Raw genomic sequence first — 26331 nt, forward strand, 5'->3', positions numbered from 1 at the left:
GAGGTTGCGGGTGGGATCGAGTCCGCGATCGGTCAACCAAGGCCGAGCGCCACCGGCCTTCTACCAACCGTTGATGCGCGGCCACACCGCCGTCACGCGGTTCTCGCGATCGATGACGTGGTAGCGATCGTACTGCGCCCCCGTCGCGCAGGCGTGGTTCGGCAGGATGCGGATTTGCGCACCGATCGGCAGGTCCGGCAGTGTGCCCCTTGCGCCCTTCCGCAGGGCGACGATGCCGTGCTCCTGGTTGGCATCGGCGACGATGAGGTCGGGATAGGGCCGGCCGGCCGTATCGCAGACGATGCCGTAGCCCTGGTCCACGGCTTGCCGCGCCGTGCCGCGGTCGCGCGACATCGCCATCCAGCCGGCATCGACGATGATCCAGCCCTTCGCCCGCTGGTGGCCGATCACGGTGGCGAGCACCGAGACGGCGATGTCCTCGACCGCCACCGAGCCGACCCCGGCCTGGAACAGGTCGCCGAGCATGTAGACGCCGGCCCGGACCTCGGTGATGCCGGTGAGGTCGCGGGCGAATCGCGCCGTCGGGGTCGAGCCGACGCTGACCACCGGGCAGGGCAGGCCCACCGCCCGCAAGGCGTCGGCCGCCGTCACCGCGGCGACCCGCTCGTTCTCGGCGGCTGCCGCCAGGGCTTCGGGATCGCGCAAGGAATAGCTGTCGCCGGCATGCAGCAACACCCCGCGCAACTCGGCGCCGCCCGCAACGAGCGTCCGGCCGATCGCCACCAGGGTGTCGCCGTCATGGGGCGCGACGCCGGAGCGGTGGCCGTCGGCATCGACCTCGATCAGGACCGGGATCGCGTCGCCGGTGGAGCGGGCATGGGCCGCCACGACCTGCGCCTGCTCCAGGCTGTCGAGGATGATCGCGAGGTCGGTGCCGCCGGCCCGGATCGCCGCGACCCGGGGCAGCTTCGCCGGTGCGATGCCGACGCCGTAGATCATGTCGCGCACGCCGCCCTCGGCGAAGTATTCGGCCTCCCTCAGGGTCGAGACGATGGCCGGCCCCTCCGGGGAGGCCATGGCGATGCGGCCGACCTCGAGGGACTTCGCGGTCTTCAGATGGGGGCGCAAGCGCACCCCGAGGCCGGCGAGATGGGCGCGCATCCGCTCGGCATTGGCGCGCAGGCGCGCCTCGTCGAGGAGCAGGCTGGGGGTCTGCAGGGTGTCGAGCGGCTCAGGCATGATCGCGTGCATCCTCCGGTGGCGACGAGTCCGGTTCGCAGGAAGCACGGGACGGGCGCCCTGTGCCATTAACGCCACCTGCCTCCTGCGTTAATGAATACCTTAATGCTCGGACCCGACGACCTCCGCTTCTTCCTCGCCATCGCCGAGGCGCCCTCGCTGGCCGCCGCCTCGCGGACTCTCGACGTGTCGCCGCCGGCGGTCACCCAGCGCCTGCGTGCCCTCGAGGAGCGGCTGGGGGTGCACCTCGTCGACCGGGCCGGGCGTCATCTCGCGCTCACCGACGAGGGCGAGCTGATCGCCGAGCGCGGGCGGCACATCCTGGCCTCGCTCGGCGAACTCGACGAGGCCCTGGCGGCCCGGCGCGGGCAGGTGGTGGGGCACCTGCGGATCGTGGCGCCCCTCGGCTTCGGCCGCCGCCACGTCGCCCCGGTCGCGGCGGCGTTCCAGGCGGCGCATCCGCAGGTCGCGATCGACCTCATGCTGTCCGACCGCCTCGGCGGCGTGCCGGAGGGCACCTTCGACCTCGCGGTCCATGTCGGCACGATCGCCCAGGCGGCGCCCGGCCTGATCGCCCGGCGCCTCGCCCCCAACGACCGGGTGGTCTGCGCCGCGCCGGCCTATCTCGCGGATCGGGGCGAACCGGCGAGCCCGCAAGACCTGCACGCCCATGCCTGCATCGCGCTGCGCGAGAACGACGAGGACGTGACCCTGTGGCGCTTCCGGCGCGGCGGCGCCGAGGCGCGGATCCGCATCGAGCCGCGGCTGGCCAGCAACGACGGCGAGGTGGTGCGCGGCTGGGCGCTCGCCGGCCGGGGCATCATCCTGCGCTCGGAATGGGACGTCGCCGCCGACCTGCGGGCGGGGCGCCTCGTCCGGCTGCTGGCCGACCACGCCCTGCCCGAGGCCCCGGTGATGGCGCTCCTCGGCGCACCCCGCCGCGCCCGCGCCGCCCGCACCAAGCGCTTCCTCGACGCGCTCGCCGCCGCCCTCGACCCCGCTCCCTGGCGGGTGTGAGGGCCGCATCACGCGAACGCGATCCGGCCGGCCTCGCCAGCGCCGCAGAGTCCGGCTAACCCGGACGGATGCCGCTCCGCCGCCTCGCCCTCCTCCTCCCCCTGCTCGCCGCCTGCTTCACCCTCGGCGCCGCCGAGGCGCAGGTGCCGCGGCCGTCGAAATACGCCGACCTCGTCCGGGCCGAGCTGGTGACGCAGGAGAGCGCCGTCGCGCCGGGCGCCACCCTCACCGCCGGCGTGAAACTCACGATGAAGCCGGGCTGGCACGTCTACTGGCGCAATCCGGGTGATTCCGGCCTGCCGCCGGAGATCGCCTGGACCCTGCCCGCGGGCTTTTCCGCCGGCAGCATCGCCTGGCCGGCGCCGGAGCGGATCCCGGTCGGCGACCTGATGAATTTCGGCTACGAGGGCGAGGTGCTGCTGACGGTGCCGCTCACCGCGCCGGAGACGCTCGGCACCGGGCCGGTCCCGCTGAAGGCCAAGGTCTCGTATCTCGTCTGCGAGCGCGAATGCGTGCCGGGCGAGGCGACCCTGTCGGCGAGCCTGCCGGTGGCGCCCGCCGGGAGCAGCCCGCGGCCCGACCCGCGCAACGCCGCCCTGTTCGCGCAAGGCCGCGCGCGGCTGCCCGAGCCGGCCCCCTGGCCGGTCCGGATGCGGGACGATGGCGGCACGCCGGTGCTCGACGTCGACGCGCCCGGCCTCCAGGCCCGCGACGTCGCGTTCTTCCCCTATTCCGAGACCGCCCTGGAACACGCCGCCGCGCAAGGCGCGACGAGCGACGCGACCGGCCTGCACCTGCGGCTCCAGCGCAGCAGCCAGGCCGCAGCCGACGCGCCCGCTCCGCAAGCCGACGGCGTCCTGACCTTCACGGAGGAGACCGGATCGGGCCCGATCCGGCGCGCCTATGCGCTCGGCACGGCGACGCCCGCACCGAGCGCCGTCGCGGCCCCCCCGGTCGCGTCCTCGGCGGTGCCGGTCCCGGTCGTGCCCGCCTCCGGGCCGGGGGGGGCCGAGGGCCTGTGGCAGGCGGCCTTCCTCGCCTTCCTGGGCGGGCTCCTGCTCAACCTGATGCCCTGCGTCTTCCCGGTCCTGTCGATCAAGGTGCTGAGCCTGGTGCGCCATTCCGGCGAGAGCCCGGGCCGGGTGCGGCTGCACGGCCTCGTCTACGCGGCCGGAGTGCTGGCGAGTTTCCTCGGCCTCGCCGGCCTGCTGATCGCACTCCGGTCCGGCGGCGCGCAGATCGGCTGGGGCTTCCAGCTGCAATCGCCCCTGGTGGTGGCCGGCCTCGCCTACGGGCTCTTCGCCATGGGCCTGAGCCTGTCGGGGGTCTGGCATCTCGGCGGCCGGGCGGCCGCCCTCGGCGACGGCCTGACCCGACGGGCCGGGCTCGAAGGCTCGTTCTTCACCGGCGTGCTGGCGACCGTGGTCGCCACGCCCTGCACCGCGCCGTTCATGGGCGCGGCGGTCGGCTACGGCCTGACGCAGGGGGCCCCGGTGGCGCTGACGGTCTTCGCGGCGCTCGGCCTCGGCCTCGCCCTCCCCTTCACGCTGCTGGCGGCCTGGCCCGCCCTGCTCCGGCGCCTGCCGCGGCCCGGCGCCTGGATGGAGACGCTCAAAGGTCTTCTCGCCTTCCCGCTCTACCTCACGGTGGCGTGGCTCGTCTGGGTACTGAGCCAGCAGGTCGGCTCCGCCGGGCTCATGGCCGGGCTGACCGGCCTCGTGCTGGTGGGCTTCTGCGCCTGGGCGATCGAGCGCGGCCGGGTGGCCGGCCCCCTCGCCCGGCGCGGGGCACAAGTGGCGGCACTCCTCGCCCTTCTCGGGCTCGCCGGCCTCGTCGCGGTGCTCGACCGCGACCGCGCCGGCCCGGTCACGGTCGCGAGCGCCGACGGGATCGAGCCGTTCGCCCAAGCCCGGCTCGACGCGCTCCTCGCCGCGCGCCGGCCGGTCTTCGTCAACATGACGGCGGCCTGGTGCATCACCTGCCAGGTCAACGACCGCGCCACCCTGCGGGCGGCCTCGGTGCAGGACGCCTTCAAGGCCCACGAGGTGGCGCAGCTCAAGGGCGACTGGACCAACCAGAATCCGGAGATCACCCGGGTGCTCGAGGCCAACGGCCGCTCCGGCGTGCCGCTCTACCTGCTCTACGACGGCCGGGGCGGCGTCGCGGTGCTGCCGCAGATCCTGACCGAGGCGATCTTGCGCGACGCCCTGGCGGCGCTCCCCGCCGGCACCGGGCCGCGGGCGGCCCTGCCGTGAGGCCCCGGTTCAGGCCAGCCATGCGCGAAACGGCCTGAACCCGGCACGACCTCCCGCCTTATGCTGCGATGCGGCAATGAGGACGGCGATGCAGCAGACGATCGAACGGGCGGTCCCCGCCGCGGCCACCGGGCGTTCCACGGCCCTCGCGCTCCTGGCGCTCGCCGCGGCCTCGTTCGGGATCGGCACCACCGAGTTCGTCATCATGGGGCTCCTGCCCGAGATGGCCGCCGATCTCGGCGTCGGCATCCCGAAGGCCGGCCTGCTGGTCTCAGGGTACGCGCTCAGCGTCACGTTCGGCTCGCCCCTGGTGGCGGTGGCCTTGTCGCGCCTCGACCGGCGCCGGGCGCTGCTGGTGCTGGTCGGCCTGTTCATCCTCGGCAACGCGCTCTGCGCGCTCGCGCCCGATTACCGCCTGCTGATGCTCGCCCGCATCGTCACGGCGCTCTGCCACGGCGCCTTCTTCGGCCTCGGCGCGGTGGTGGCCGCCGATCTCGTGCCGCCGCACCGCAAGGCCAGCGCCATCGCGATCATGTTCACCGGATTGACGCTGGCCAACGTGCTCGGCGTGCCCTTCGGCACCGCGCTCGGCCACGCGCTGGGCTGGCGGGCGACGTTCTGGGCCGTCGTCGGCATCGGCTTCGTGGCAGCCGCCGCCCTGGTGGCCTGGCTGCCGCGCGACCTCGCCCGGGACGGGGGCAGCCTCCTGTCGGAGATGCGGGTCTTGCGCCGCACGCAGGTCGTGCTCGCGATGCTCCTGAGCGTACTGGCCTCGGCGAGCCTGTTCAGCGTCTTCACCTACGTGGCGCCTTTGCTCGCCGCCACGGCGGGCGCCGGTCCCTCGGCGATCACCGGCGTGCTGCTGCTGTTCGGCGTCGGGCTCACCCTCGGCAACGGGCTCGGCGGCCGCCTCGGCGACTGGCGGCTGATGCCCTCGGTGATCGGTCTGGGGTTCGCCCTCGCGGTCGTGCTCATGGCCCTGGTGCCGGGAAGCGCCGCGCTCCTGCCCGCCACCGCGCTCATCGGCCTGTGGGGCATCCTCGCCTTCGCCCTGGTGGCGCCGCTGCAGATGCGGGTGCTCACCGCCGCCGACGGCGCCCGCAACCTCGCCTCGACGGTGAACCAGGGCGCCTTCAACCTCGGCAACGCCATCGGGGCCTGGCTCGGCGGGATCGCGATCACCGCGGGCGTTCCGTACGGCCACCTCCCGGTGATCGGAGCGGTGCTGGCGCTCGCGGTCGCCGGAACCGGCGTGGTGGCGCATCGGCTGGACCGGTGAGCGAGGCACCTCCCGACGAGAGAAGCCCCGCCGGCGGGGGCCGGGCGGGGCGCGAAGTCGAGGTCCAGAGACACGGAGCCTAACGCCGTCGGGAGGGCCGGCGCATCCTCCGTTTGCGGGACGGATCAGGCATGCGGGCGGGGCCGTCGCCGCGGCATCGCCCGCGCCGTCGCGGCCGGCGCACAGCGCCGCCAGCCCCAATGATCGTACTCGGTCGTGGCACGGGCCTCGCACCAGCCCTGGCGGCGCAGGGCGGTGGCGTAGCGGTCGCGATCCTCGCAGGCCTGCTCGGCGAGCGGCGAGGCCGGCAGGCCGCAGGCGGCATCGGCCCGCTGCCAGCGCGCGACGGTATCCTCCGCCGCCAGGGCGGGAGCGGCGCCAGCGACCAGCAGGGCGAGGACGAGGAGCGAACGCAGGGGCGACATCACGCAGGGCCTTCGGTGGAGGACGGGACGATCGATGAGTGTCGATCGTGGCGGTGATCGGACGGACTCGCACAATCCCGTCAAGAAAATACGCACCCTCGACATCAGGCTTAATCCTTTCGGTCGGGAGACCCGGCGTATCCCGGCCGCACTGTCCTAGCCGGACGATGCGGATCGACGCCTCTCCTCTGCCTCGCCGCCCTCCCGTCGGGGGTTATCGCCGATGCCCTCGCCAGCGCCGCAATCCTGTGCTCAAAGGGCCGCGACCTCATCCCGGACGGGTGTTTCCCACGATGCTGCGCCGCCTCTACGAGTGGATCCTCGCGCTCGCCGCGCGCCCCTCGGCCCCCTACGCGCTCGGCGCGGTCTCCTTCGCGGAGAGCTCGTTCTTCCCGATCCCGCCGGACGTGATGCTGGTGCCGATGGCGGTGACCCGGCCCGAGAAGGCCTGGACCTACGCGCTGATCGCGACGCTCACCTCGGTGCTCGGCGGGATCGCCGGCTACGCCATCGGGGCGCTGCTCTACGATTCGATCGGCGCCTGGCTGTTCCACCTCTACGGGCTCGACAAGGGCGCCGACGCCTTCCGGGAGGCCTACGCGCATTACGGGCACTGGGTGATCCTGCTCAAGGGTCTCACCCCGATCCCCTACAAGCTCGTCACCATCACGTCGGGCTTCGCCGGCTACGACCTGTTCTGGTTCATCGTCCTGTCGCTGATCACCCGGGGCTTGCGGTTCTTCATCCTGGCCGGACTGGTCGGCCGCTACGGCGTCGGCATCCGCACCGTGCTCGACCGGCACCTGAACGCCGTGGCGGCGGTCTTCGGGGCGGTCTGCATCCTCGGCTTCGTCGGCTTCCGCTACCTGTTCTGAGGCTTTTCGCCATGGCCCAAGCGATTCCGGCGCCCGCCCTCGCCGCGCGGCTCACCGCCCCCCGGCCGGCGGCCCTGCTGGTTCTCGTCGGCGCCGCCGCGACCGTCGGCGGCGCGCTGATCTTCCAGCACGGCCTCGGCTACGTGCCGTGCAAGCTCTGCCTGACCGAGCGCCAGCCCTACTACCTCGCCCTGCCGCTGCTCGCCGCCGCCCTGCTGCTGCCGCGACGCATCGCGGGCCTGCTGCTGGGACTGGTGGCGGTGATCCTCCTGGTCGGGGCCGGGCTCGGCGCCTACCACGCCGGGGCCGAGTGGGGCTTCTGGCCCGGCCCGAGCGATTGCGGCGGCGGCGCCGGCCCGGCGCCGGCCGGCGTGAACGACTTCCTCAAGTCCCTCGAGGCCACCCACCCGGTCGATTGCACCGCGGCGGCCTGGCGCTTCCTCGGGATCTCGCTCGCCGGCTACAACGTCCTGATCGCGCTGGCGCTGGCGGCGCTCGCAGGCACCGCCGCAGGGCGGGCGCTGCGCCGCGCCTGACGGGCAGTCAGCGCTTCGGCTTCATCACCGTCGGCTCGGCCAGCAGCGCGGCCAGGCGCTCGGAATCGAGGGCCGGCTCGGGCTTCGGCTTCGCGACCTTCTTCGGCTCGGGCTTGGGCTCGATCCTGGGCTCGATCTTGGCGAGCCGGGCCACCTTCGCGGCGGGCGGTGCCGGCACGATCGAGCCGGTGGTGACCGGCTCGTCGAGGGGCATCGGCTTGGCCGCGGCCACGAGCTGGGGCGGGCGCGGCGGCTCCCGGTCGAGTTGCGCCGAGCAGACGGCGCACACCGTGGCGAAGCCGAGGCCGGCCATCGTCGCGAGGGTGAGGTTGGAACGCAAGGACACGGTCGGTTACTCAGGAACGGTTGACCATCGGCGAGCCTAGGCGCCGATCCCTTAACGATCTCCTCGGGCCCTCGGCGAAGCCGTTCAGGATTCGCACACCACACCGGCAGCGCCGAACGAACCTAGCAGAGCTTGACGACTTGCCTCCGGAAGCTGGAGGACGATGGATGTTCTTTACCATGACGGCGGCGATCGGCGCGGCGATGACCGCGGCCGTCTGGTCGATCGACGGCGGCCTGACGGTCGCGGGCCTCGCCGCCGGGGCGGCCGGCCTGGCGAGCGCCGCCGCGGCCTCCCTCGTGATGATCCGGCTCGATCGCCGCGGGCATGCGATCGAGCCGGAGGCCGGCACGTAATTCCGGCCCGTCGATCTCCCGCGCCTGAGGCGCCCGCGTCGCGTGCGGTGCGCCCCGCCGCGGCAGGAGCCATGCGTCCGCGGCGGATGACCTACATCGCTCGCTTCGGCGCGGATTGCAGAAAATCCTGGAGCTGCTGCTTGTAGAAACGGGCGAAACCCGTGGTGCCGTGGCCGGACGTCTCGGGGCTGGCCGGGATCAGGTACAGGCGCCCGTTCTTCAGCCGCTTCATCTCGCGCTCCATGATCCCCGTCTCGGGCGGGTTGCGCTCGTCGTCGGCGGAGTTGATCGCCAGCACGGAGGCCTCGATCCGCTCGAGGCCCGGAGAGGGATTGTAGCCGCGCGACGAATCCCACTGGTAGATGTAGTCGTTGGCATCCGCGTTGAACGGCTGCGCCAGGCGGGCATCCACGAGCTTGTCGGCCAGAGCGCCGGTCGGCGCCTGCTTCTGCAGCGCCAGCGTGCCGCCGCTGGTGGCGAGGGCGAAGAAGACGTTGGCGACCCGCAGCGTGGGCGGCTGGGTCGTGTACTCGCCACCCGCATAGGCCGGGTCGCGCCGGATGGTCTCGGTGAGGAGCCGGCGCAGCATCCAGTTGCGGCTTCCCATCTCGCTCGGCTGCGCCGCCATGGGAACGAGGGCATCCATGAACCCGGGATGTTTCACGCCCAGGATCCAGGTGTGCATGCCGCCCATCGAGTTGCCGATGACGAGGCGGACGTGATTGAGGCCGAGATGCTCCTTGAGCAGCCGGTACTGCGCCTCCGCCATGTCGTCGTAATTGTAGCGCGGAAACTTCGCCTTCAATCCATCCGACGGCTTCGACGATCGGCCGTGGCCGATCGCGTCGGGCAGGACGATGTAGTACTTGGCGGCGTCGAGCGGCTGACCGGGGCCGAACAGCTCGCCGGCGAAACCGGGCGTCAGCATGCTGGCGGCCGAGCCGGTGGTGCCGTGCAGGACGACCACCGGCTCTCCCTTCGGATCCCCGATCGTGGTGTAGTGCAGGCGCAGCTCCGGCAGGACGTCCCCGGTGTGGAACGTGAAGTCCTTGATCGTCCAGTCACCCTCCTTGGGCGCCGGGTAATCGGCGGCGATCGCCGCGAGGGCGATCAACGACAGGGCCGCGCCCGCGGTCGCGGTTCGCAGCAGCCTCAAGGCTCGCATCGGGTTTCCTCCGCAGCATCGTCCTTGTTGGAAGAGTTTTGTTGGACGAGCCCGGCGAGTATCGCGTTCCCGACCCACGCGGGCAACCGGCGCCGGGCAAGCGGAACCGGTCAAACGCCCCCAGGTTGTCGCTCGCTCGAAGCGAGAGGACACGAGAGACCCGCGTGCGAGAGACCAGCGCCCCTCCGCCCTCCCCTCCCGGCGGGCTCGCCCGGCCGAGATTTGGCCGCGTGAGATTTGCCCGAGCGAGCACGGCGCTCTTCGTCCCCGCGACCCTCTCGGCGATCCTCACCGCCGGCACCGCTCAAGGAGCCGGGATCGGCTCGGGCGGCGGCCCGTCCGAGGTGGTGCTCGTCGTCCAGATCGTGCTGCTCCTCACCGTCGGGCGCCTGCTCGGCGAGGCGATGCTGCGGATCGGGCAGCCGGCGGTGATCGGCCAGCTGCTCGCCGGCATCCTGCTCGGTCCCTCCTTCCTCGGGGCGTTGTGGCCGGAGGCGCAACACTGGCTGTTTCCGCCCGGGCGCGACCAGAAGGCGCTCCTCGACGGCATCGCCCAGCTCGGCATCCTGCTCCTTCTGCTGATGACCGGCATGGAGACCGACCTCGCCCTGGTGCGCCGGGTCCGGCGGGCAGCGCTGAGCGTCTCGGTCACCGGCGTCGCGGTGCCGTTCGGCTGCGGCTTCCTGCTCGGCTGGTTCCTGCCCGAAGCGATGCTGCCGCATCCGGAATTGCGCCTCGTCACCGCGCTCTTCCTCGGCACCGCGCTCGCGATCTCGTCGGTCAAGATCGTCGCCATGGTGGTGCGCGAGATGAATTTCCTGCGCCGCAACGTCGGCCAGGTCATCGTCGCCTCGGCGATCATCGACGACACGATCGGCTGGGTCATCATCGCGGTCATCTTCAGCCTGGCCCAAGCCGGCACGATCGACCCGTGGGAGATCGGTCGCAGCCTCGCCGGCACGCTGGTCTTCCTCGGCATCAGCCTCACGGTCGGGCGCCGCCTCGTCTTCAGGCTGATCCGCTGGGCCAACGATTCGCTGCGGAGCGAGGCCGCGGTGATCACCGCGATCCTGGTGCTGATGGGGGTGATGGCGCTCATCACGCAAGCCATCGGCGTGCACACGGTGCTCGGCGCCTTCGTGGCCGGCCTCCTCGTCGGCCAGTCGCCGATCCTGACCAAGCGCATCGACGGGCAGCTGCGCGGCATCGTCACCGCCCTGTTCGCGCCGATCTTCTTCGGGCTCGCGGGCCTGAGCGCCGACCTCACCATCCTGCGCGACCCGCGCCTGCTGCTCCTCACCCTCGGGCTCATCGCCATCGCGAGCCTCGGCAAGTTCGCCGGCGCCTTCGCGGGCGGGCTGATGGGGGGCCTGCGGCGGTCGGAATCCCTGGCGCTCGCCTGCGGCATGAATGCCCGCGGCTCGACCGAGGTGATCGTCGCCTCGATCGGGCTCGGCATGGGGGCGCTGAGCCAGGACCTGTTCACCATGATCGTCGCCATGGCACTCATCACCACCCTGGCGATGCCGCCGACCTTGCGCTGGGCGCTCCACCGTCTGCCGCTGAAGGGCGAGGAGAAGGAACGGCTGGAACGCGAGGCGGCGGAGGAAAGCGGCTTCGTCGCCAACCTCGAACGCCTGCTCGTCGCCGCCGATGACGGCCCGAAGGGGCGCTTCGCCGCCCGGCTCGCCGGCCTCGTCGCCGGCTCCCGCGGGATGCCGGTGACGGTGGTGCGGCTGGGAGCGGCGACGGACGAGGCCGTCCTGGCCGGAGCGGTGACGGAGGCGGCGCGGCGCGCGCGGCAGGGAGACGAGAACGACGAATCCGGGGCGGTCGAGGTGACGGAACTCGTCCGCGAGGCGCCCGCCGCGGAGGCCGTCGGCGAGGAGGCCGCCAAGGGCTACGACCTCCTGATCGTCGGCATCGACCCCACGGTGGCGCCGGATGGCGGCCTCGCCGACGCGGTGGCGGGAGCCGCGGAGCGGTTCGACGGGCCGCTCGCCATCGCGGCGGCGCGGGGGTCCCACCGCGACGATCCGGAGCGCGCCGCCCTCTCGGTCCTGGCGGTGATCGACGGCACCCGGGCCGCCCGGCGCGGTGCCGAGATCGCCGTCACCCTGGCCCGCGGCGCGGGCGCACCCTTGACGGTCCTATTCCTCTCGGAGGCCGCCGGGACGCGGCGCCTCACCGGCTTGGGCACGGGGGAGTCCCAGGCGCTTCGCGACGTGCTCGACCTCGCCGAACAGGCGGGTCTGCAGGCGCACGCCCAGGTCCGCGCCACGCGGGCGCCCGAGCACGAGATCCTGCGCCAAGCCCGGGCCGGCGATCACGATCTGATCGTGATGGGCGTCACCCGCCGCTCCGGCGAGGGTGCGGCGTTCGGGCCGCTGGCCGAGACGGTGCTGGAGGCCTCGGACCGCTCGGTGCTGTTCTTGGCGAGCTGAAAACTTGTTTGACCGATCGGCAGATTTTATCCGCTCCGCGACCTCATCCTGAGGTGTTAGTCGATCGAAGATCGACTGACCTCGAAGGACGGCTCCAGGTCTCGCTGAGATTTCTGGAGCCCTCCTTCGAGGCCGTTACGCGGCACCTCAGGATGAGGTTGTGGCATGGACAGAAATGTACCCGCCGATGCAGTCCGAGTGAGTCAAATAAGCTCTGACAGACCAACGACCCGATCAACTCAATTCCGGTCATCCGGCAAGGACGGCAGCGGCTGTACCGCGATCCCTTCCTCCAGGAGCGAGCGCGCCTCGGTCAGGCTCGCCTCGCCGTAGATCGCCCGCTGCTCGGTCTCGCCGTAATGCATCTTCCGGGCTTCCGTCGCGAAGTTCTCGCCGACATGGTCGGCGGTGCGGGCGACGTGCTCGTGCAGGGCGCGGATCATCGCGCGCAGCTGCCGCTCGGGCTCGGAGACCAGGCTGACCGGCGCCTCGGCGGGGGCCGGCGCCGCGGGCACGTTCGGCGCCTCGACCGGAGCGGGAAGGTTCGCCGTGCGGCCGAGCGACGGCGCCATGATCTGCTTGGCCACCTTCGGGCTGTTGCAGAACGGACAGGTCACGAAGCCGGCCAGCGCCTGCTCGTCGTAGGACTCGCTCGACGGGAACCAGCTCTCGAAGCTGTGGCCGGAATCGCAGGACAGGGCGTAGCGGATCATGCGGAGGATATCGGTGACCGGGCCAGCGGCTGCGAGGGGCTGCGACGCTGCGAACCCTCCGTGTGGCGGAAATCCGGCCGCAAGGGAAGCCTGTCGGCCGTGACGCCGGTCAGGCGCCGGCGGTCTCGATCACGATCGGACGGGCGTGGCGCAGGGCCGGGATGCGGGCGCGCGCATCGGCCACGAGGGCCATGTCGATCTCGGCCAGGATCACGCCGGGTTCGTTGCCGTCGGCCTCGGCCAGGACCCTGCCCCAGGGATCGACGATGAGCGAGTGGCCGTAGGTCTCGCGCCCGTCCTCGTGCCGGCCGCCTTGCGCCGCCGAGATCATGAACGAGCCGGTCTCGATCGCCCGGGCGCGCTGGAGCACGTGCCAATGCGCCTCGCCGGTCTGGCGGGTGAAGGCAGCGGGCGCCGACAGGATCTCGGCTCCGGCCTCGGCGAGCGCCCGGTAGAGGGCGGGGAAACGCACGTCGTAGCAGATCGCGACGCCGAGCCGGCCCCAGGGCAGGTCGGTGACGACGGCCCGGGCGCCGCCGGTATAGGTGGCCGATTCGCGGTAGCTCTCGCCGTTCGGCAGATCGACGTCGTAGAGGTGGAGCTTGTCGTACGCGGCGGTGATCGCGCCCTCGCGGTCGATCACGAAGGCGCGGTTGGCGACCTTGTCGCCGTTCTTCACCGCGAGCGATCCGACATGGACCACGACGCCCCGCTCGCGGGCGACGTCGCGCAGCGCCCCGAGGGTCGAATCGTGCTCGGGCTCGCGGATCTTCTCGAAAAGGCTCGGCCGGTCGCGCTCGAGGAGCGAAGTCATCTCCGGCGTCTGGACGTAATGCGCGCCGCGTTCCGCCGCCTCGCGGATGCCCGCCACCGCGGCGTCGCGGTTCTGCGCGGGGTCGCGGCCGGAGCGCATCTGCACGCAGGCGGCGACGAAGCGGGGAGCGGTCATGGGCTGCAACTCCGGGAAGACCCGGCCAGCTTACGACGGCATGCCAGACGCCGCAAAGGCTTCAGCGCAACGGGCTCAGCCGGCGAGCAGCGGGTCGAGGCGGCCGGAGCGGTCGAGGGCGTAGAGGTCGTCGCAGCCGCCGACATGGGTCTCGCCGACGAAGATCTGCGGCACGCTGGTGCGGCCGCCGGCCTTGTCGGTCATCTCGCGCCGGGCGCCCGCCTTGGCCTCGACGTCGATCTCGGTGAAGGCGGCGCCCTTCTCCTGCAGCAGCGACTTGGCCGCCGAGCAATAGGGGCACCAGCTGGTGGTGTAGATCGTAACCGGCTGCATCCGTCGGCTCGCGCTGCTCGGGAGGGCCCATGATCGGGCTATGCCCGATATAGGCGCCCGCAACGGAGCGCGCCAGCCGCGTTCAGGCCATGATCGAGGCGGGGAAGCGGCCGTCAGGCCGCCATCAGCTTTTCGACCTCGGTGACGAGCTCGCGCAGGTGGAACGGCTTCGACAGGACCTTGGCGTCCTTCGGGGCCTTCGAGTCGGGGTTGAGCGCCACCGCGGCGAAGCCCGTGATGAACATCACCTTGATGTCGGGATCGAGCTCGGTGGCGCGGCGCGCCAGCTCGATGCCGTCCATCTCGGGCATCACGATGTCGGTGAGCAGGAGCTCGAACGGCTCCTCGCGCAGGCGGTTATAGGCCGAGAGGCCGTTGTCGAACGAGGCCACGTCGTAGCCCGCGTTCTGGAGCGCCTTGGCGAGGAAGCGACGCATGTCGTTGTCGTCTTCCGCGAGGAGGATCTTCATGAACGGGAGTCCCGGATACCGATTCGCTGTGTTCATTCCATAAAGCGGCCGCGTGGTAAACAGAGTGTTGACGCGCCGCTCCTCGGAGCGGGTTCCCCACGGGATTCGTCGGGCGGAATCCGGGCCGGACTTGCGGGCGCGCGACACCCTCGCGGCAGTGGACAGGGCCGGGCCGGAGCGCCAGATTAGCCGGATGAAGGTGCGACCGCGTCCCATGCCTCCTCCCCTCCGCTTCCGGACGACCGGATGAGCCGGGTTCCTCCCGCCAGCCTGTTCACGCCGCCCTTCCGGGTCGACGAGCCGGAGCGGCAGACCCTGCCGTTCGTCTACAACACCGGCCATTCGGGAGCCGTCTATCCGGCCTCCTTCGTGGACGCCTCGCGGCTCGATGCGGTGGCCCTGCGCCGCTCGGAGGATGCCTTCGTCGACCGGCTCTACGCCCCCGTCGTCGGTCTCGGCGCGCCGCTGATGCAGGCCGCCTTCCCGCGGGCCTATCTCGACGTGAACCGCGAGCCCTACGAGCTCGACCCGCGGATGTTCGACGGGCGGCTGCCGCCCTTCGTCAACGTGCGCTCGATGCGGGTGGCGGGCGGCCTCGGCACGGTGCCGCGGGTGGTGGCGGACGGCCAGGAGATCTACCGCGGCCGCCTGCCGGTCGAGGAGGCGATCGCGCGGATCGAGGAGCTGTACAAGCCCTATCACCGCACCCTGAAGGAGCTGGTGGCGCGCACCGCCCGGACCTTCGGCCACGCGGTCCTGATCGACTGCCACTCGATGCCCTCGACGAGCCTCGGGCGCGACGAGGGGCCGGCGATCGACGTGGTGCTCGGCGACCGCTTCGGCACGGCTTGCGCGCCCGACCTGATCGACTGCGCCGAGGCCGCCTTCCGCGGCCACGGCCTGCGGGTGGTGCGCAACAAGCCCTATGCCGGCGGCTTCATCACCGAGCATTACGGCGAGCCGGCCTTCGGCCGCCACGCCCTGCAGATCGAGATCAACCGCGCCCTCTACATGGACGAGCGCAAGCTCCTGCCCCGCCCCGGCTTCGACGCCCTGTCGCGGATCCTGACGGCGGTGGCGGAGACATTGGGACATGCCTCCCTCGATCTCGCCCCCCGGCGCATCGCCGCCGAGTAGGCGCCGCCGAGGGCGGGGTTCAGCCCCTGCCCGCCCGTCGCATCGAGACGGTGGCGAGCGCCGCCAGATCCTTCCCGCCGTCGCCATGGGCGAGCGCATCGAGCAGGCCGTCGCGCAGCACGCTGGCGAGCGGCATCGGCACCCGGGCGGCTTCTCCCGCGGCGAGCGCCAGGCGCACGTCCTTGGCGCCGAGCGCCAGCCCGAAACCCGGGGGCTCGTAGCGGCCGGCGGCGATCGAGGCGCCGTAGTTCTTGTAGACCGGGGCGGCGAAGATCGTGTTGGTCAGGAGGTCGAGGAGATCGGCGGCCGCGACCCCATGCGCCTCGGCGAGCGCCGAGGCCTCGCCCATCGCCTCGATCGCCGCGACGATCATCATGTTGCCGGCAAGCTTGACGGCGTTGGCCCGGGCCGGCGCCTCGCCGAAGCGCCAGGTCTTCGCCCCCATCGCCTCGAGGAGCGGCTGCGCCGCCGCGATCGCCGCGTCCGGGCCGGCCGCCAGGATGTTGAGCTTGCCGGCTTCCGCCACGTCGGGCCGGCCGAAGACCGGCGCCGAGACGTAAGCGACACCGGCTCGGCCGTGAACGGCCGCCAGTTCCTCGGCCAGCGCGACCGAGATGGTGCTGGCGCCGAGATGGACCTTGGGCTTGTCGGCCTGGTCGAGGAGGCCACCCTCGACGACGACGGCGCGGAGCGCGGCGTCGTCGGCCAGCATCGTCACGGCGGCATCGCCCCGGAACGCCTCGGCGGGCGTCGCCACCGGCACGGCGCCGTGGACGCGCAGGGATTCCGCCGCTTCGGCCGAGCGGTTCCACACCCGGACCCGATGACCCGCCTTCACCAGGTTGAGGGCCATGCCCCGGCCCATCCGGCCGAGCCCGAGAAATCCGACATCCATCGTCCCGTACTCCCCATCCATCGGGTGGGGAGGGAGATATGGCGGCTTGGCGCCGTGTCAGGCCCTGGCACGCCTGGACGTCACACGCCCAGCAGGACCGCCTTCTCGACGCCGAGAACCTCGGCGATCTCGTCGAGGGCCTTGTGCTCCAGTTCGCTGATGCCGCCCTGGTCGGCGACGTCGGCGGCGATGAGGAAGACGTCCTGGCGCTGCTCCAGCGGACGGTCGGCGATGGCGCCGACGAAGCGCAGGTTCTCCAGCCGCCCGGCCCGGCTCTTCGCCCGGGCGATCGCCTCGTGCAGCTCCTGCTCGAGCTTCAGCACGCCGTAGGACTTGTGCAGGATCGGGTTGTTGCTCAGGTCCGCGAGCGCCGTCTCGATCTCCTCCTCGTCGATCTCCTGGTCGGCCAGGATCACCGTGGCGGCCGCCGAGCAGGCGGCGTGGAGGAAGGCGGTGTCGCCGGCATAGGACATGACGACCCGGCCGAACCGGGAGAAGGCATCCTGAAACAGCCCCATGGCACGTCCTTGAAAGAAGATCCCTCGGGCCGGCAGCGGCGGCCCCGTCGTCGCGGTCGCCCATCGAGGCATGGGCGCGCGGGCCCGACAAGTGCAGCGCCGCCGCGCCGCGCGACGAACGCGGTCGAGCGTCGCGGTTTGCCGAAGAAAAACCCCGGGCGTGCCCTCGCCGACACGCTCGCCTCGATCGCGAACGCCGCCGTGCGGCCGTCCGAGGATCGTGATGCGACTGGCGCCGTGACAACGGAAGCCCTTTCGGTTCTCTCGCCGAAACTGCCAACCTTCCATCGTCATCCTGGGGCCGCGAAGCGAAAAACCGGGATCCATGACCACTGATGATGCAAGATGAAGCGGAACGCTGCCCGCTTTGTCCGGCATCGTCGGCGGTTATGGATTCCGGGCTCCGCTTTCGCGGCCCCGGAATGACCCGGAGGGTGTCATACGCTTTCCGATTGAATGCGTCGCGATGCGGAAAGTGGCTTCGCTCAGGCGTGTGAAGCCTACGGCTTCACCGCGCGGGCTGATGATACGAAATCCAGAAGTGATCTCCCGGATTTCGCATCGGGTTCATCGCGTCGGAGAATCGACCTCTTACATCGCGATCACTTGCCGGATCGCCTCGCCGCGGTCGAGCCGGTCGAAGCCTTCGTTGATCTGGTCAAGGGTGAGGGTGCCGGTCATCAGCTTGTCCACCGGCAGGCGGCCCTGGCGATACATGGCGATGTAGCGCGGGATGTCGCGGGCCGGGACGCAGGAGCCCATGTAGCTGCCGCGCACCACCCGCTCCTCGCCGACGAGGCCGACCGGCGGCAGGGTGAAGCTGTGATTCGGGTTGGCCAAGCCCGCGGTCGCCGTGGTGCCGCCGCGGCGGGTGATGCGGTAGGCGGTGTCGAAGGCCTTGACCGAGCCGGCCATCTCCAGGGCGTAATCGACGCCGCCGTCGGTGGCATCGCGGATCGCCCCGACGGCGTCGGGATCGGAGGCGAGGAACGTGTCGGTGGCGCCGAGCTCGCGCGCGACCCTGAGCTTGTCCTCCGACAGATCGACCGCGACGACGCGGCCCGCTCCGCTCGCCACCGCCCCGATCAGCGCCGAGAGGCCGACGCCGCCGAGACCCACCACGGCGACGCTCTGGCCCATCTGCACCCGGCAGGTATTCACCACCGCGCCGACGCCGGTCATCACCGCGCAGCCGAACAGGGCCGCCTCGACGAGGGGGATGTCGGAATCGATCTTCACGATCGAGCGGCGGGAGATCACCGCGTATTCGCCGAAGGCCGAGACGCCGCTGTGATGGCTCACCTCGACCCCGTCGCACCGGATGCGTTTCGCGCCCGACAGCAGCGTGCCGCGGCCGTTGGCGGCGTTGCCCGGCTCGCACAGGGCGCCGCGCCCCTCGCGGCAGGGCGCGCAGCCGCCGCAGGTCGGCACGAAGGACATCACCACGTGGTCGCCGCGCTTCAGGTCGGTGACGCCGGCTCCCAGTTCCTCGACGATGCCGGAGGCCTCGTGCCCGAGGGCCACCGGCACCGGCCGGATCCGATCGCCGTTGATGACCGAGAGGTCGGAATGGCACAGGCCGGCACCGGCGATCTTCACCAGCACCTCGTCCGGCCCCGGCGGGTCGAGCTCGATCGTCTCGATGCGCAGGGGCCGCGTCTCGGCATAGGGCCGCGCGACGGGGGCATGGTGCAGGATGGCGGCGCGAACGCGTAGGGACACAGGTGGATCCTCCCGGCGGGGCGTCTTCCCGGCCCCGGCGGAAACAGGCTGGCAGCGGGCTCACGGCCGGTCAACCGGCCGCGGATGCAGGCTCAGGCCGCGTCGTCTGCACCCACCCGCCAGAACGGGCGGCGCGCCTCGGCGCAGGCCTCCGCGCGAGTGAGCCCGATATCGGCGAGCGTCTCGTCGGTCATGAACGGCAGGTCGCGGGCCAGATTGCGGCGGGCGGACCAGCGCCGGAACCAGCCCTTCAGGATCGCCACGCCGGCGAGGCGCGGTTCGTGCGCGCGGCTCACGGTCGGCGCCCGCGGGGCGCCGGCGACGCGGTGCAACGGGAACGGGATGACGGTCGCGGCCACGGCAGATCTCCTTCCTGTCCCGAGTCTCCTTCACGTCTCGGGCCCCGTCCTGCTACCCGGGACGAGCGCGGCCGTATATTGAGTTCTTCAGCGCGCTTCGTGCGCGAAACTCACAGATGCCGCCATGCGCCAGCTGCCGCCCCTCTCCTCCTTGCGCGCCTTCGAGGCCGCGGCGCGCCTCGGCTCGGTGACGAAGGCCGCCGAGGAGCTCGGGCGCACCCACGGGGCGGTGTCGCGCCAGGTGCGGGCGCTGCAGGACCAGGCCGGCACCGCCCTGTTCGAGAAGGCCGGCACGGGCCTGCGTCTCACCCCCGCCGGCGAGGCCTTTCGGAACGTGGTGGCAGGGGTGCTGGACGACCTGGAGCGGGGCTACCGGCGCCTGCGCGATGCCGGGGCAGGCACCAACGTTCATCTCGCCTGCGGGGCGACCTTCGCGATGCGCTGGCTGGTGCCGCGCCTGGCGGGATTCTACCGCGAACGGCCGACGGTGCAGGTGCGCCTGTCGATGACCTCGGCCAGGGAAATCCGCGATGACGGCGCCGACCTGGTGCTGAGCTGGGACCGCCTCGCCCATCCGATCCGCGACGAGGCACGGGCGATCCGCCTCGGCGACGTCGCCTTCGGGGTGGTCTGCGCTCCCGGCTACCGAGTCCGGATGGAGGGCGGAGACCTCGCCGCCGAGACCCGGATCCTGCACGAATACACGCCGCATTCCTGGCCGGCCTGGGAGGCGGCGACGGGACGGCGCGTCGCGGCGGAGCGGGACACCGCCTTCCCGCATAACGGCCTGTGCATCGAGGCCGCCCTGTCGGGACTCGGCATCGCCCTGGTGGAGCAGGTGCTGGTGCGCGACGACCTGGCGGCCGGCCGCCTCGTCGCGCCCTGCGGCTTCCACCGTTTCGCCGACGGCTTCGCGGCCGTGCCGGCGGCGGACCGCCCGCTCTCGCCCGCCGCCTCGGCCTTCGTCGATTGGCTGCGGCGGATGCTGGCGGAGGAGGGCTGACCGGCGCGTCCCGCGCCGCCGCGGCGGCGGGTCGGCCGATTCGCGACCGCAGCGGCATCGGGCGCCGAAATCCGGCGTGATCATGCCGGCCTTCCCCAAGGCCATCGCGTGCCGCGACAGGTCCCGTGTTACGTCGGCCAAGTATCCACCCGCGTTGCGCGAAAGACACGGCGCCGGATACACCTTCGCAACGGAGGTCTGGTTGCCCAATTTTTGAGCAAAAGCTCAACAAATGGTTTTGCCACGTTGCCGCCACACTGCCAGCTTGGCCGCAGTTGGCCCCGGCCTCACCCGGCCCCAGATGGACTCCCCGACCGTGGCAATGCGCTTCACCCTCAGCAGCCTGACCGTCGCCCTGCTGTCGTCCGGCTTCGCTCACGCCGCCGACCTGGCCGCCCCGGCCCCGGCCCCTGTGGCGGTGGTCGAGCACTGCAAGGCGACCCTGTCCCTGCCGGCCTATGGCGGCGTCATCAAGCCGAACCCGAACCCGTCCTGCTTCACCCTCGGCGGCTTCGGCGACATCTATGTCGGCGGCGCGATCACCGGCTACGCCTATACCCAGAGCAACCCCTTCCCGTTCTCGGCCGCACCGCTGCCGAGCGACCGGGCGGCGCGGGTCGACTTCACCAACATCCAGGGCTGGATCCAGAAGGCCGACGGGCCGTTCCAGTTCTACGTCCAGGCCGGCGCCTACGCGATCCCGGCCCTGGGCTTTGCCAATTACAGCGCCCTCGACCAGACCGACCTGCTGTTCACGCCCCTGCCGGTCGCCTTCGGCAAGTACGTGTTCAACGACCAGTGGTCGATCCAGGGCGGCCGCATGCCGACCCTGATCGGCACCGAGGCTCCGTTCACCTTCCAGAACCTGAACATCTCCCGCGGCCTCCTGTTCAACCAGGAAAACATCATCAATCACGGCGTGCAGGTGAACTACGCCGACGGTCCGTGGTCGGCCTCGGTCGCCGGCACCGACGGGTTCTTCTCCGGCAACATCAGCTGGCTCACCGGCGCCATCACCTACAAGCTCGACGACAACAACACCTTCGGCATCAACGGCGGCCTCAACCTCGACCGCACCGACGTGCTGTCGCGCAGCATCCGCTACGCCTACGCGACCCCGCTGTTCCAGCAGAACAGCGGTATCCTGTCGGTCAACTACACCTATTCGAACGGGCCGTGGACGATCACGCCCTACTTCCAGTACACGAACGTCGCGCGCGACAACCGGATCGGCATCGTCGAGGGCGCCTCGACCTATGGCGGCGCGGTCCTGGCGGCCTATTCCTTCAACGACAACTTCGCGTTGGCCGGCCGCGTCGAGTACATCACCCAGACCGGCGTGCGGAATGCCGGCTTCACCAGCCTGCTCTACGGCCCGGGCAGCTCGGCCCTGTCCTTCACCGTCACCCCGACCTTCACGTTCGACCGCTTCTTCGTCCGCGGCGAGTATTCGCGGGTCCAGCTCTACGACATCACCCGCGGCGACCTGGCCTTCGGCACGCTCGGAACCGGCTTCGGCCGCACCGGCAACCGCACCTCGCAGGACCGCTACATGATCGAGGGCGGCATCACCTTCTGACGCTTCCCCGATCATCGGCGTCATTCGCGCCCGCCCGGCTTCCCCCGGGCGGGCGCTTCGCGTGTCGGGACGGACGTGCGTCGGAGCTTTTCTCTGCCGACGCCGGAGCTTTTCTGGCTTGCGCCGGCCGGAGGCGCGATGACAGACCCACGGGCGCCTCCCGGAGCCGCCGATGAGCTTCCTCCCCGACACCCCGACGCTGCTCGCCTATCTCGCCGCCTGCCTGGTGCTGTTCGTCACGCCCGGGCCCGACATGAGTCTGACGCTCGCCCGCACCATCGGGTCGGGACGGCGGGCGGGAATCGTGACGGTGCTGGGCACGAGCCTCGGCACCCTGATCCATACGCTCGCCGCCGTGCTCGGCCTCTCGGCGCTCATCGCCGCCTCGGCCACTGCCTTCACGGTGCTGAAGGTGGTGGGCGCGCTCTACCTCGGCTGGCTCGCCATCGACGCCCTGCGGCGCGGCTCGGCCCTGAACGTCCGGGCCGAGACGATGCGGGGCGGCCTGCGGCGCACCTTCTGGCTCGGGCTCGGCGTGAACCTCACCAACCCCAAGGTGGTGCTGTTCTTCCTGACCTTCCTGCCGCAATTCGTGCACGCCGACGCCCCCGACCCGACCGGCCAGCTCGCCTTCCTGGGGCTCACTTTCATCGGACTGTCGCTGCCGCTGGGCGTCCTGATGGTGCTGGGCGCCGCCCGGATCACCGGCGCACTCCAGGCCCGGCCGCGGCTGATGCGGGGGATCGACTGGCTGTTCGCCGGGCTGTTCGGCACCTTCGCAGCCCGCATCCTGCTCACGGTGCGCTAGGGCACCTCACGATCGCGCTGCAATCGCGAAGCTCTCCAGATCGTTGATTTTTCCGCATTTTCTACGACGAACCGGCATCGGCTTCGCCGGAAAACGCTCTGACGACGCCCGCGCCCGCCACCAGCCGCAGATGGGGGATTGCCGGGCGCGCCTCGGCCCGGCAGGTGCGGTTGCGGCCCGCACTCTTCGCCGCGTAGAGCGCCGCATCGGCCGCCCGGTAGAGTTCTCCTTGCGCGCCGCCGGCGGCTTCCGCGAGCCCGATGCTCACCGTCACCGCGCCGGCCGGAAGGCCGATCGAGGCCACCGCCAGCGTCGTCACCGCCGCGTGCAGGCGCTCGGCGACCCGCATCGCCCCCTCCTCGTCGGTTCCGGCCAGGATCACGCCGAATTCCTCGCCGCCGATCCGGCAGAGGAGGTCGCCCGGCCGGTGGAGGCCGGCCGACAGGCAGCGCGCCAGCCCGCGCAGGATCTCGTCGCCGACGGCGTGGCCGTAGCGGTCGTTGAAGCGCTTGAAGTGGTCGGCGTCGACGATCAGCAGGGCGACGGGCCGGTCGCTGCGGGCCGTCGCCAGCGCCTGCCGCAGGGCCTCGTCGAAGCGGCGGCGGTTCGGCAGCCCGGTCAGCCCGTCGGTCAGCGACAGGCGGGCGAGCTCGGCTTCGACCGCCTCGCGACGCCGCAGCTCCCGCGCGCAAAGCAGAGCGAGCCACACCGCGAGGCCGAACAGGGCGAGCAGCGTGGCGCCGATCATCAACGCCTTGGCGCGCCAGCCGGCCTCGATCTCCTCCGTGCTGAGCCCGATCGCCAGAATGAGCGGCAGGTCTCCGACCTGCGTGAAGGTGAAGAGCCGGTGCACGCCGTCGCGGGCGGCGCGGTCGGCGAAGCTGCCGTTGCGCTCCTGGACGGCGCGCCGGAACGTCGGCATCCCGGAGAGGTCCATGCCGACGTCCCGCACGTCGTAGGGAAAACGCACGATCCGGATGCCGTCCTGGCGGGCCAGGTTGATGCTGCTGTCCGGCCCGAGGCCGATCTTGGCCAGCATCTGGGTTAAGTGCGACAGCTTCATGGTGGCGACCACGACGCCGCCGAACGACCCGTCCGGCTTCGACACCCGCCGGCTGAACGCGACCGTGTAGGCACCCGACATCCGCGACTGGAACGGCTTGCTGATGTAGAGCCCGGCCTCCGGATTCCGCAGATGGACCTGAAAGTAGTCGCGGTCGGCGAAGCTCCCGCCGACGCCCGACGGGTAGCGCGAGTTCAGGACGCCGTTGCCGTGCTCGTCGAACAGGACCAGGATGCCCATGCCCTCGGCGGTCACCACCCGGTCGAACAGGATCAGGTGCCGCAGGCCCTCCGGGGCCGCGGCAACGACGGGGTTCTCGATCTTGGCGGCCATGCCCTGCAGCGCGAGGTCCATGATCTCGACGTTGCGCACGATGTCGCTCTCGATCACCTGGAGCAGGCTGTTCGAGGTCTCCTCGGCCCGGGTCCACATCTCCTGTCGCAGCTCGTAGAGCATCAGGCCGGAGACGAGGAGCATGCCGAGGGGGGCCAGCACGCCGAGCACGACCCAGACCCTGACGGTCTGGAGCCCGGCAAGAAGGCGGCGCGGCGACGGCATCGGGACGGATCTCTCGGGAACGACTTCGATTGGAGGCCTACCCCGCGCCCGCGACTCTAAACAAGACTTTCACGGACCGGCCGATACCGGCCTCTTCCACAACCGGACCGTGCCCGCACCTGCGATAACATGTGAGATGATTGACAGGCGCCGGCTCATCGCCGCGGCGGCGCGGCCCACATCGTCGCCGGCCCGCGCCCGGCGAAGCGCCCGGCAGCGAGCCAGTAGACCAGCCCGGCGATCCCGCCGGTGCAGAACAGGAGCGCCGTCACCCGCCCCTCCCCGCTCCCGGCCGGGCCGCCGGCGCCGCGCATCAGCCAGGGCAGCAAAGCCGTGAGGAGGCCGGTGGCACCGCCGTACCAGGCGAGCGCGCGCCAGCCCAGCACCTCGCCGACGACCGCGTTGAGGGCCGGCGGCACCGCGACGAGGAGCAGGATCGCGCGGCCTAAGCTCACCGCGCCCTCGACCATGCCGGGATCGGGCGCGTAGCCCTCCGAAAGATCCGACAGCACGGCCTCCAGCCCCGACAGGCCGAGATGGCCCAGGAGGTCGCGCAAGGTCGGATCCATCACGATGCCGATCCCGAGGGCGAGCGCGCCGCAGGCGATCGCCATCAGGAGCGCGGTCGCGACGGCGAGGAGACGGCCCAGCGACATGGCTCGTTCCTCAGTCGTCGTCGTGGCCCACGGCATAGACGCCCTCGGCGCCGATGCCCTCCTCCAGCATCATCCGGGCGCGGGCGCGCAGCTTCTCGGTCTCGCTCTTGAGCTGGCCGCAGGCCGCCAGGATGTCGCGGCCGCGGGGGGTGCGCACCGGCGAGGCGTAGCCGGCATTGAACACGATCTCGGAGAAGCGCTCGATCCGCTCCCAGTCCGAGCACTCGTACTTGGAGCCGGGCCAGGGGTTGAACGGGATCAGGTTGATCTTGGCCGGGATGCCCTTGAGCAGCCGCACCAGTTCCCGCGCCTCGGCGTCGGAATCGTTGACGCCCTTCAGCATCACGTACTCGAAGGTGATGCGGCGGGCATTCGACACGCCCGGATAGTCGCGGCAGGCCTGGAGCAGGTCGCGGATCGGGTATTTGCGGTTGAGCGGGACGAGTTCGTTGCGCAGGTCGTCGCGCACGGCATGCAGCGAGATCGCCAGCATGGCGTTGGCCTCGAGGCCGAGCCGCTCGAATTGCGGCACCACGCCGGAGGTCGAGACGGTGATGCGCCGGCGCGACAGGCCTAAGCCCTCGTGGTCGCTCATCACGCCGACCGCGTCGATGACGCTGTCCACGTTGTAGAGCGGCTCGCCCATGCCCATGAAGACGATGTTCGAGACGAAGCGCGAGCCGTCCACCGGCACGAAGGCGCCCTTCGGCGGGGTCTTGCCGGGCCAGTCGCCGAGGCGGTCGCGGGCCACCACCAGCTGCGAGACGATCTCCTGGCACGACAGGTTGCGCACCAGGCGCTGCGTGCCGGTATGGCAGAACGAGCAGGTCAGCGTGCAGCCGACCTGCGACGAGACGCAGAGCGTGCCGCGGTCGTTGGCCGGGATGTAGACGCACTCGATCTCGGCGCCGCGATTGTGGTCGTGCTTACCGGTCGGCGGCATGCGGATGAGCCACTTGCGGGTGCCGTCGCGCGACACCTGCTCGCTCACCACCTCGGGCCGGTCGAGGGTGTGGATGCCGGCGAGCTGCCCTTTGAGCACCTTGCTGACGTTGGTCATCTCGTCGAAGGAGGCGGCCCCCCGCACGTTGATCCAGTGCCAGAGCTGGCCGGCGCGCATGCGCTGCTCGCGCTCGGGCACGCCGATGGCGGCGAGCCGCCCCTTCAGCGCCTCGCGGGTCAGGCCGACGAGGGAGGTCGGGCCGGTGGTCTCCAGCGCCTCGGGGCGGATCTCGGGCGTCTTCTCGATCGCCGGGGGGTGTGCTGCTGAAACGGCGCCATCCCCGCGCCGGGCGGTGTCGAACGACGCCGTCGCCATGATCTTACGAACCTTCGAATGAAACTGATGAGGGCCGCATATAGGGGTATTCGGGCCAAAACGCGATGGGCGGGGCCGAATCCAGTGGGAACCGGGAATGCCGACGAAAAGAAGAGGCGCGGGTTCCCCCTTTCCCCGCCCGCGGCTAGCGGATTCACACAACTCCTCTAAGAGCCAACTCTTTGTAAATGTTCGCGCTTTCCCCTCCCCCTTGTGGGGAGGGGCTAGGGGTGGGGGTGGTGCCGGAAGTGCCTCGCGCTCTACGCGGCACCACCCCCACCTCCAACTCCTCCCCACAAGCTTGAGCGATCTCGGGCAAGCCCGGGATCGCCTGGGGAGGAGAGGCGCGCTA

The 26331-nt window shown here is 71.3% G+C and carries 26 protein-coding genes; 11 read left to right on the top strand and 15 right to left on the bottom strand.

The genetic code is table 11. The features are described from left to right. Positions 1-60 precede the first annotated feature (60 nt). Positions 61-1200, bottom strand: a complete 1140-nt coding sequence (locus tag AC3AOF_RS16515) for a DSD1 family PLP-dependent enzyme (RefSeq protein ID WP_488345919.1) — start codon at positions 1198-1200, stop codon at positions 61-63. Positions 1201-1305: 105 nt separating this feature from the next. Between AC3AOF_RS16515 and AC3AOF_RS16520 the strand changes: the two genes are divergently transcribed. The 3 genes from AC3AOF_RS16520 (at position 1306) to AC3AOF_RS16530 (ending at position 5751) form a co-directional block, all read left to right on the top strand. Then, positions 1306-2217: a LysR family transcriptional regulator gene (locus tag AC3AOF_RS16520; RefSeq protein ID WP_488345920.1), complete on the top strand. Its 912-nt coding sequence runs from the start codon at positions 1306-1308 to the stop codon at positions 2215-2217. A 68-nt stretch (positions 2218-2285) separates the two neighbouring features. Further along, a complete protein-coding gene (locus AC3AOF_RS16525; RefSeq protein WP_488345921.1) occupies positions 2286-4472 on the top strand; it encodes a protein-disulfide reductase DsbD family protein in 2187 nt (728 codons plus the stop codon). An 88-nt stretch (positions 4473-4560) separates the two neighbouring features. Continuing rightward, complete coding sequence (locus tag AC3AOF_RS16530) at positions 4561-5751, top strand: MFS transporter (protein ID WP_236989818.1); 1191 nt, start codon at positions 4561-4563, stop codon at positions 5749-5751. Positions 5752-5876: 125 nt separating this feature from the next. Here the strand turns inward: AC3AOF_RS16530 and AC3AOF_RS16535 are convergent, their stop codons facing one another. Next, positions 5877-6176, bottom strand: coding sequence for a hypothetical protein (locus tag AC3AOF_RS16535; protein ID WP_236989817.1), 300 nt, complete (start codon positions 6174-6176; stop codon positions 5877-5879). A gap of 293 nt (positions 6177-6469) precedes the next feature. Between AC3AOF_RS16535 and AC3AOF_RS16540 the strand changes: the two genes are divergently transcribed. Beyond that, positions 6470-7051, top strand: coding sequence for a YqaA family protein (locus AC3AOF_RS16540; RefSeq protein ID WP_236989816.1), 582 nt, complete (start codon positions 6470-6472; stop codon positions 7049-7051). An 11-nt stretch (positions 7052-7062) separates the two neighbouring features. Then, complete coding sequence (locus AC3AOF_RS16545) at positions 7063-7587, top strand: disulfide bond formation protein B (RefSeq protein ID WP_488345922.1); 525 nt, start codon at positions 7063-7065, stop codon at positions 7585-7587. A gap of 7 nt (positions 7588-7594) precedes the next feature. Here the strand turns inward: AC3AOF_RS16545 and AC3AOF_RS16550 are convergent, their stop codons facing one another. Then, positions 7595-7933, bottom strand: a complete 339-nt coding sequence (locus tag AC3AOF_RS16550; RefSeq protein ID WP_236989814.1) for a hypothetical protein — start codon at positions 7931-7933, stop codon at positions 7595-7597. Between the two features lie 167 nt (positions 7934-8100). Here AC3AOF_RS16550 and AC3AOF_RS16555 point away from each other — a divergent pair, with 167 nt between their 5' ends. After that, positions 8101-8289 (top strand): hypothetical protein, encoded by a 189-nt coding sequence (locus AC3AOF_RS16555; RefSeq protein ID WP_236989813.1) that lies wholly within the window; start codon positions 8101-8103, stop codon positions 8287-8289. Between the two features lie 91 nt (positions 8290-8380). On the opposite strand, the gene AC3AOF_RS16560 is transcribed toward AC3AOF_RS16555, so the two are convergent. Further along, positions 8381-9454 carry an alpha/beta fold hydrolase gene (locus AC3AOF_RS16560; RefSeq protein WP_488345923.1) on the bottom strand — a complete coding sequence of 358 codons (1074 nt, stop codon included), beginning with the start codon at positions 9452-9454 and terminating at the stop codon, positions 8381-8383. A gap of 230 nt (positions 9455-9684) precedes the next feature. Here AC3AOF_RS16560 and AC3AOF_RS16565 point away from each other — a divergent pair, with 230 nt between their 5' ends. Continuing rightward, a complete protein-coding gene (locus tag AC3AOF_RS16565; RefSeq protein WP_488345924.1) occupies positions 9685-11898 on the top strand; it encodes a cation:proton antiporter domain-containing protein in 2214 nt (737 codons plus the stop codon). Positions 11899-12137: 239 nt separating this feature from the next. Here the strand turns inward: AC3AOF_RS16565 and AC3AOF_RS16570 are convergent, their stop codons facing one another. The 4 genes from AC3AOF_RS16570 to cpdR form a co-directional block, all read right to left on the bottom strand. After that, entirely contained in the window at positions 12138-12611 is a 474-nt protein-coding gene (locus AC3AOF_RS16570; protein WP_488345925.1) for a DUF1178 family protein, read from the bottom strand. A 109-nt stretch (positions 12612-12720) separates the two neighbouring features. Continuing rightward, positions 12721-13560, bottom strand: coding sequence for a carbon-nitrogen hydrolase family protein (locus AC3AOF_RS16575; protein WP_236989809.1), 840 nt, complete (start codon positions 13558-13560; stop codon positions 12721-12723). Positions 13561-13635: 75 nt separating this feature from the next. Beyond that, on the bottom strand, positions 13636-13893 hold the full coding sequence (gene grxC / locus AC3AOF_RS16580) for a glutaredoxin 3 (RefSeq protein WP_236989808.1): 258 nt from the start codon (positions 13891-13893) through the stop codon (positions 13636-13638). Between the two features lie 113 nt (positions 13894-14006). After that, positions 14007-14363 carry a cell cycle two-component system response regulator CpdR gene (cpdR, locus tag AC3AOF_RS16585; RefSeq protein ID WP_048427828.1) on the bottom strand — a complete coding sequence of 119 codons (357 nt, stop codon included), beginning with the start codon at positions 14361-14363 and terminating at the stop codon, positions 14007-14009. A 246-nt stretch (positions 14364-14609) separates the two neighbouring features. Between cpdR and AC3AOF_RS16590 the strand changes: the two genes are divergently transcribed. Next, positions 14610-15500 (top strand): N-formylglutamate amidohydrolase, encoded by an 891-nt coding sequence (locus AC3AOF_RS16590; protein ID WP_236989807.1) that lies wholly within the window; start codon positions 14610-14612, stop codon positions 15498-15500. Positions 15501-15519: 19 nt separating this feature from the next. On the opposite strand, the gene AC3AOF_RS16595 is transcribed toward AC3AOF_RS16590, so the two are convergent. The 4 genes from AC3AOF_RS16595 to AC3AOF_RS16610 all read right to left on the bottom strand — a co-directional run bounded on the left by AC3AOF_RS16595 (position 15520) and on the right by AC3AOF_RS16610 (position 18994). Then, positions 15520-16395, bottom strand: a complete 876-nt coding sequence (locus AC3AOF_RS16595; protein WP_236989806.1) for an NAD(P)-dependent oxidoreductase — start codon at positions 16393-16395, stop codon at positions 15520-15522. Between the two features lie 80 nt (positions 16396-16475). After that, on the bottom strand, positions 16476-16913 hold the full coding sequence (locus AC3AOF_RS16600; RefSeq protein WP_236989805.1) for a tellurite resistance TerB family protein: 438 nt from the start codon (positions 16911-16913) through the stop codon (positions 16476-16478). 591 nt (positions 16914-17504) lie between these two features. Next, complete coding sequence (locus tag AC3AOF_RS16605; protein ID WP_488345926.1) at positions 17505-18635, bottom strand: zinc-dependent alcohol dehydrogenase family protein; 1131 nt, start codon at positions 18633-18635, stop codon at positions 17505-17507. 92 nt (positions 18636-18727) lie between these two features. Further along, positions 18728-18994 carry a DUF1127 domain-containing protein gene (locus AC3AOF_RS16610; RefSeq protein WP_236989803.1) on the bottom strand — a complete coding sequence of 89 codons (267 nt, stop codon included), beginning with the start codon at positions 18992-18994 and terminating at the stop codon, positions 18728-18730. A 124-nt stretch (positions 18995-19118) separates the two neighbouring features. Between AC3AOF_RS16610 and AC3AOF_RS16615 the strand changes: the two genes are divergently transcribed. The 3 genes from AC3AOF_RS16615 (at position 19119) to AC3AOF_RS16625 (ending at position 22384) form a co-directional block, all read left to right on the top strand. Then, complete coding sequence (locus tag AC3AOF_RS16615) at positions 19119-19997, top strand: LysR substrate-binding domain-containing protein (protein ID WP_488345927.1); 879 nt, start codon at positions 19119-19121, stop codon at positions 19995-19997. A gap of 316 nt (positions 19998-20313) precedes the next feature. Then, complete coding sequence (locus AC3AOF_RS16620; RefSeq protein ID WP_236989801.1) at positions 20314-21576, top strand: porin; 1263 nt, start codon at positions 20314-20316, stop codon at positions 21574-21576. Between the two features lie 172 nt (positions 21577-21748). Continuing rightward, positions 21749-22384, top strand: coding sequence for a LysE family translocator (locus AC3AOF_RS16625; protein ID WP_488345928.1), 636 nt, complete (start codon positions 21749-21751; stop codon positions 22382-22384). Between the two features lie 61 nt (positions 22385-22445). On the opposite strand, the gene AC3AOF_RS16630 is transcribed toward AC3AOF_RS16625, so the two are convergent. From AC3AOF_RS16630 to rlmN, 3 genes are all read right to left on the bottom strand, one after another. Beyond that, positions 22446-24005, bottom strand: coding sequence for a sensor domain-containing diguanylate cyclase (locus AC3AOF_RS16630; RefSeq protein WP_236989799.1), 1560 nt, complete (start codon positions 24003-24005; stop codon positions 22446-22448). Between the two features lie 155 nt (positions 24006-24160). After that, a complete protein-coding gene (locus tag AC3AOF_RS16635) occupies positions 24161-24661 on the bottom strand; it encodes a hypothetical protein (protein ID WP_488345929.1) in 501 nt (166 codons plus the stop codon). A 10-nt stretch (positions 24662-24671) separates the two neighbouring features. Beyond that, on the bottom strand, positions 24672-25979 hold the full coding sequence (gene rlmN / locus AC3AOF_RS16640) for a dual-specificity RNA methyltransferase RlmN (protein WP_236989797.1): 1308 nt from the start codon (positions 25977-25979) through the stop codon (positions 24672-24674). Between the last annotated feature and the right edge of the window lie 352 nt (positions 25980-26331).

The organism is Methylobacterium sp. 142-1Y, from assembly GCF_057747795.1.

Excerpts from the sequence above, each read along its gene's own strand:
- AC3AOF_RS16515 (WP_488345919.1), bottom strand. The coding sequence starts at position 1,200 with ATGCCTGAGCCGCTCGACACCCTGCAGACCCCCAGCCTGCTCCTCGAC.
- AC3AOF_RS16520 (WP_488345920.1), top strand. The coding sequence starts at position 1,306 with ATGCTCGGACCCGACGACCTCCGCTTCTTCCTCGCCATCGCCGAGGCG.
- AC3AOF_RS16525 (WP_488345921.1), top strand. The coding sequence starts at position 2,286 with ATGCCGCTCCGCCGCCTCGCCCTCCTCCTCCCCCTGCTCGCCGCCTGC.
- AC3AOF_RS16530 (WP_236989818.1), top strand. The coding sequence starts at position 4,561 with ATGCAGCAGACGATCGAACGGGCGGTCCCCGCCGCGGCCACCGGGCGT.
- AC3AOF_RS16535 (WP_236989817.1), bottom strand. The coding sequence starts at position 6,176 with ATGTCGCCCCTGCGTTCGCTCCTCGTCCTCGCCCTGCTGGTCGCTGGC.
- AC3AOF_RS16540 (WP_236989816.1), top strand. The coding sequence starts at position 6,470 with ATGCTGCGCCGCCTCTACGAGTGGATCCTCGCGCTCGCCGCGCGCCCC.
- AC3AOF_RS16545 (WP_488345922.1), top strand. The coding sequence starts at position 7,063 with ATGGCCCAAGCGATTCCGGCGCCCGCCCTCGCCGCGCGGCTCACCGCC.
- AC3AOF_RS16555 (WP_236989813.1), top strand. The coding sequence starts at position 8,101 with ATGTTCTTTACCATGACGGCGGCGATCGGCGCGGCGATGACCGCGGCC.
- AC3AOF_RS16560 (WP_488345923.1), bottom strand. The coding sequence starts at position 9,454 with ATGCGAGCCTTGAGGCTGCTGCGAACCGCGACCGCGGGCGCGGCCCTG.
- AC3AOF_RS16570 (WP_488345925.1), bottom strand. The coding sequence starts at position 12,611 with ATGATCCGCTACGCCCTGTCCTGCGATTCCGGCCACAGCTTCGAGAGC.
- AC3AOF_RS16575 (WP_236989809.1), bottom strand. The coding sequence starts at position 13,560 with ATGACCGCTCCCCGCTTCGTCGCCGCCTGCGTGCAGATGCGCTCCGGC.
- grxC (WP_236989808.1), bottom strand. The coding sequence starts at position 13,893 with ATGCAGCCGGTTACGATCTACACCACCAGCTGGTGCCCCTATTGCTCG.
- cpdR (WP_048427828.1), bottom strand. The coding sequence starts at position 14,363 with ATGAAGATCCTCCTCGCGGAAGACGACAACGACATGCGTCGCTTCCTC.
- AC3AOF_RS16590 (WP_236989807.1), top strand. The coding sequence starts at position 14,610 with ATGAGCCGGGTTCCTCCCGCCAGCCTGTTCACGCCGCCCTTCCGGGTC.
- AC3AOF_RS16595 (WP_236989806.1), bottom strand. The coding sequence starts at position 16,395 with ATGGATGTCGGATTTCTCGGGCTCGGCCGGATGGGCCGGGGCATGGCC.
- AC3AOF_RS16600 (WP_236989805.1), bottom strand. The coding sequence starts at position 16,913 with ATGGGGCTGTTTCAGGATGCCTTCTCCCGGTTCGGCCGGGTCGTCATG.
- AC3AOF_RS16615 (WP_488345927.1), top strand. The coding sequence starts at position 19,119 with ATGCGCCAGCTGCCGCCCCTCTCCTCCTTGCGCGCCTTCGAGGCCGCG.
- AC3AOF_RS16625 (WP_488345928.1), top strand. The coding sequence starts at position 21,749 with ATGAGCTTCCTCCCCGACACCCCGACGCTGCTCGCCTATCTCGCCGCC.
- AC3AOF_RS16630 (WP_236989799.1), bottom strand. The coding sequence starts at position 24,005 with ATGCCGTCGCCGCGCCGCCTTCTTGCCGGGCTCCAGACCGTCAGGGTC.
- AC3AOF_RS16635 (WP_488345929.1), bottom strand. The coding sequence starts at position 24,661 with ATGTCGCTGGGCCGTCTCCTCGCCGTCGCGACCGCGCTCCTGATGGCG.
- rlmN (WP_236989797.1), bottom strand. The coding sequence starts at position 25,979 with ATGGCGACGGCGTCGTTCGACACCGCCCGGCGCGGGGATGGCGCCGTT.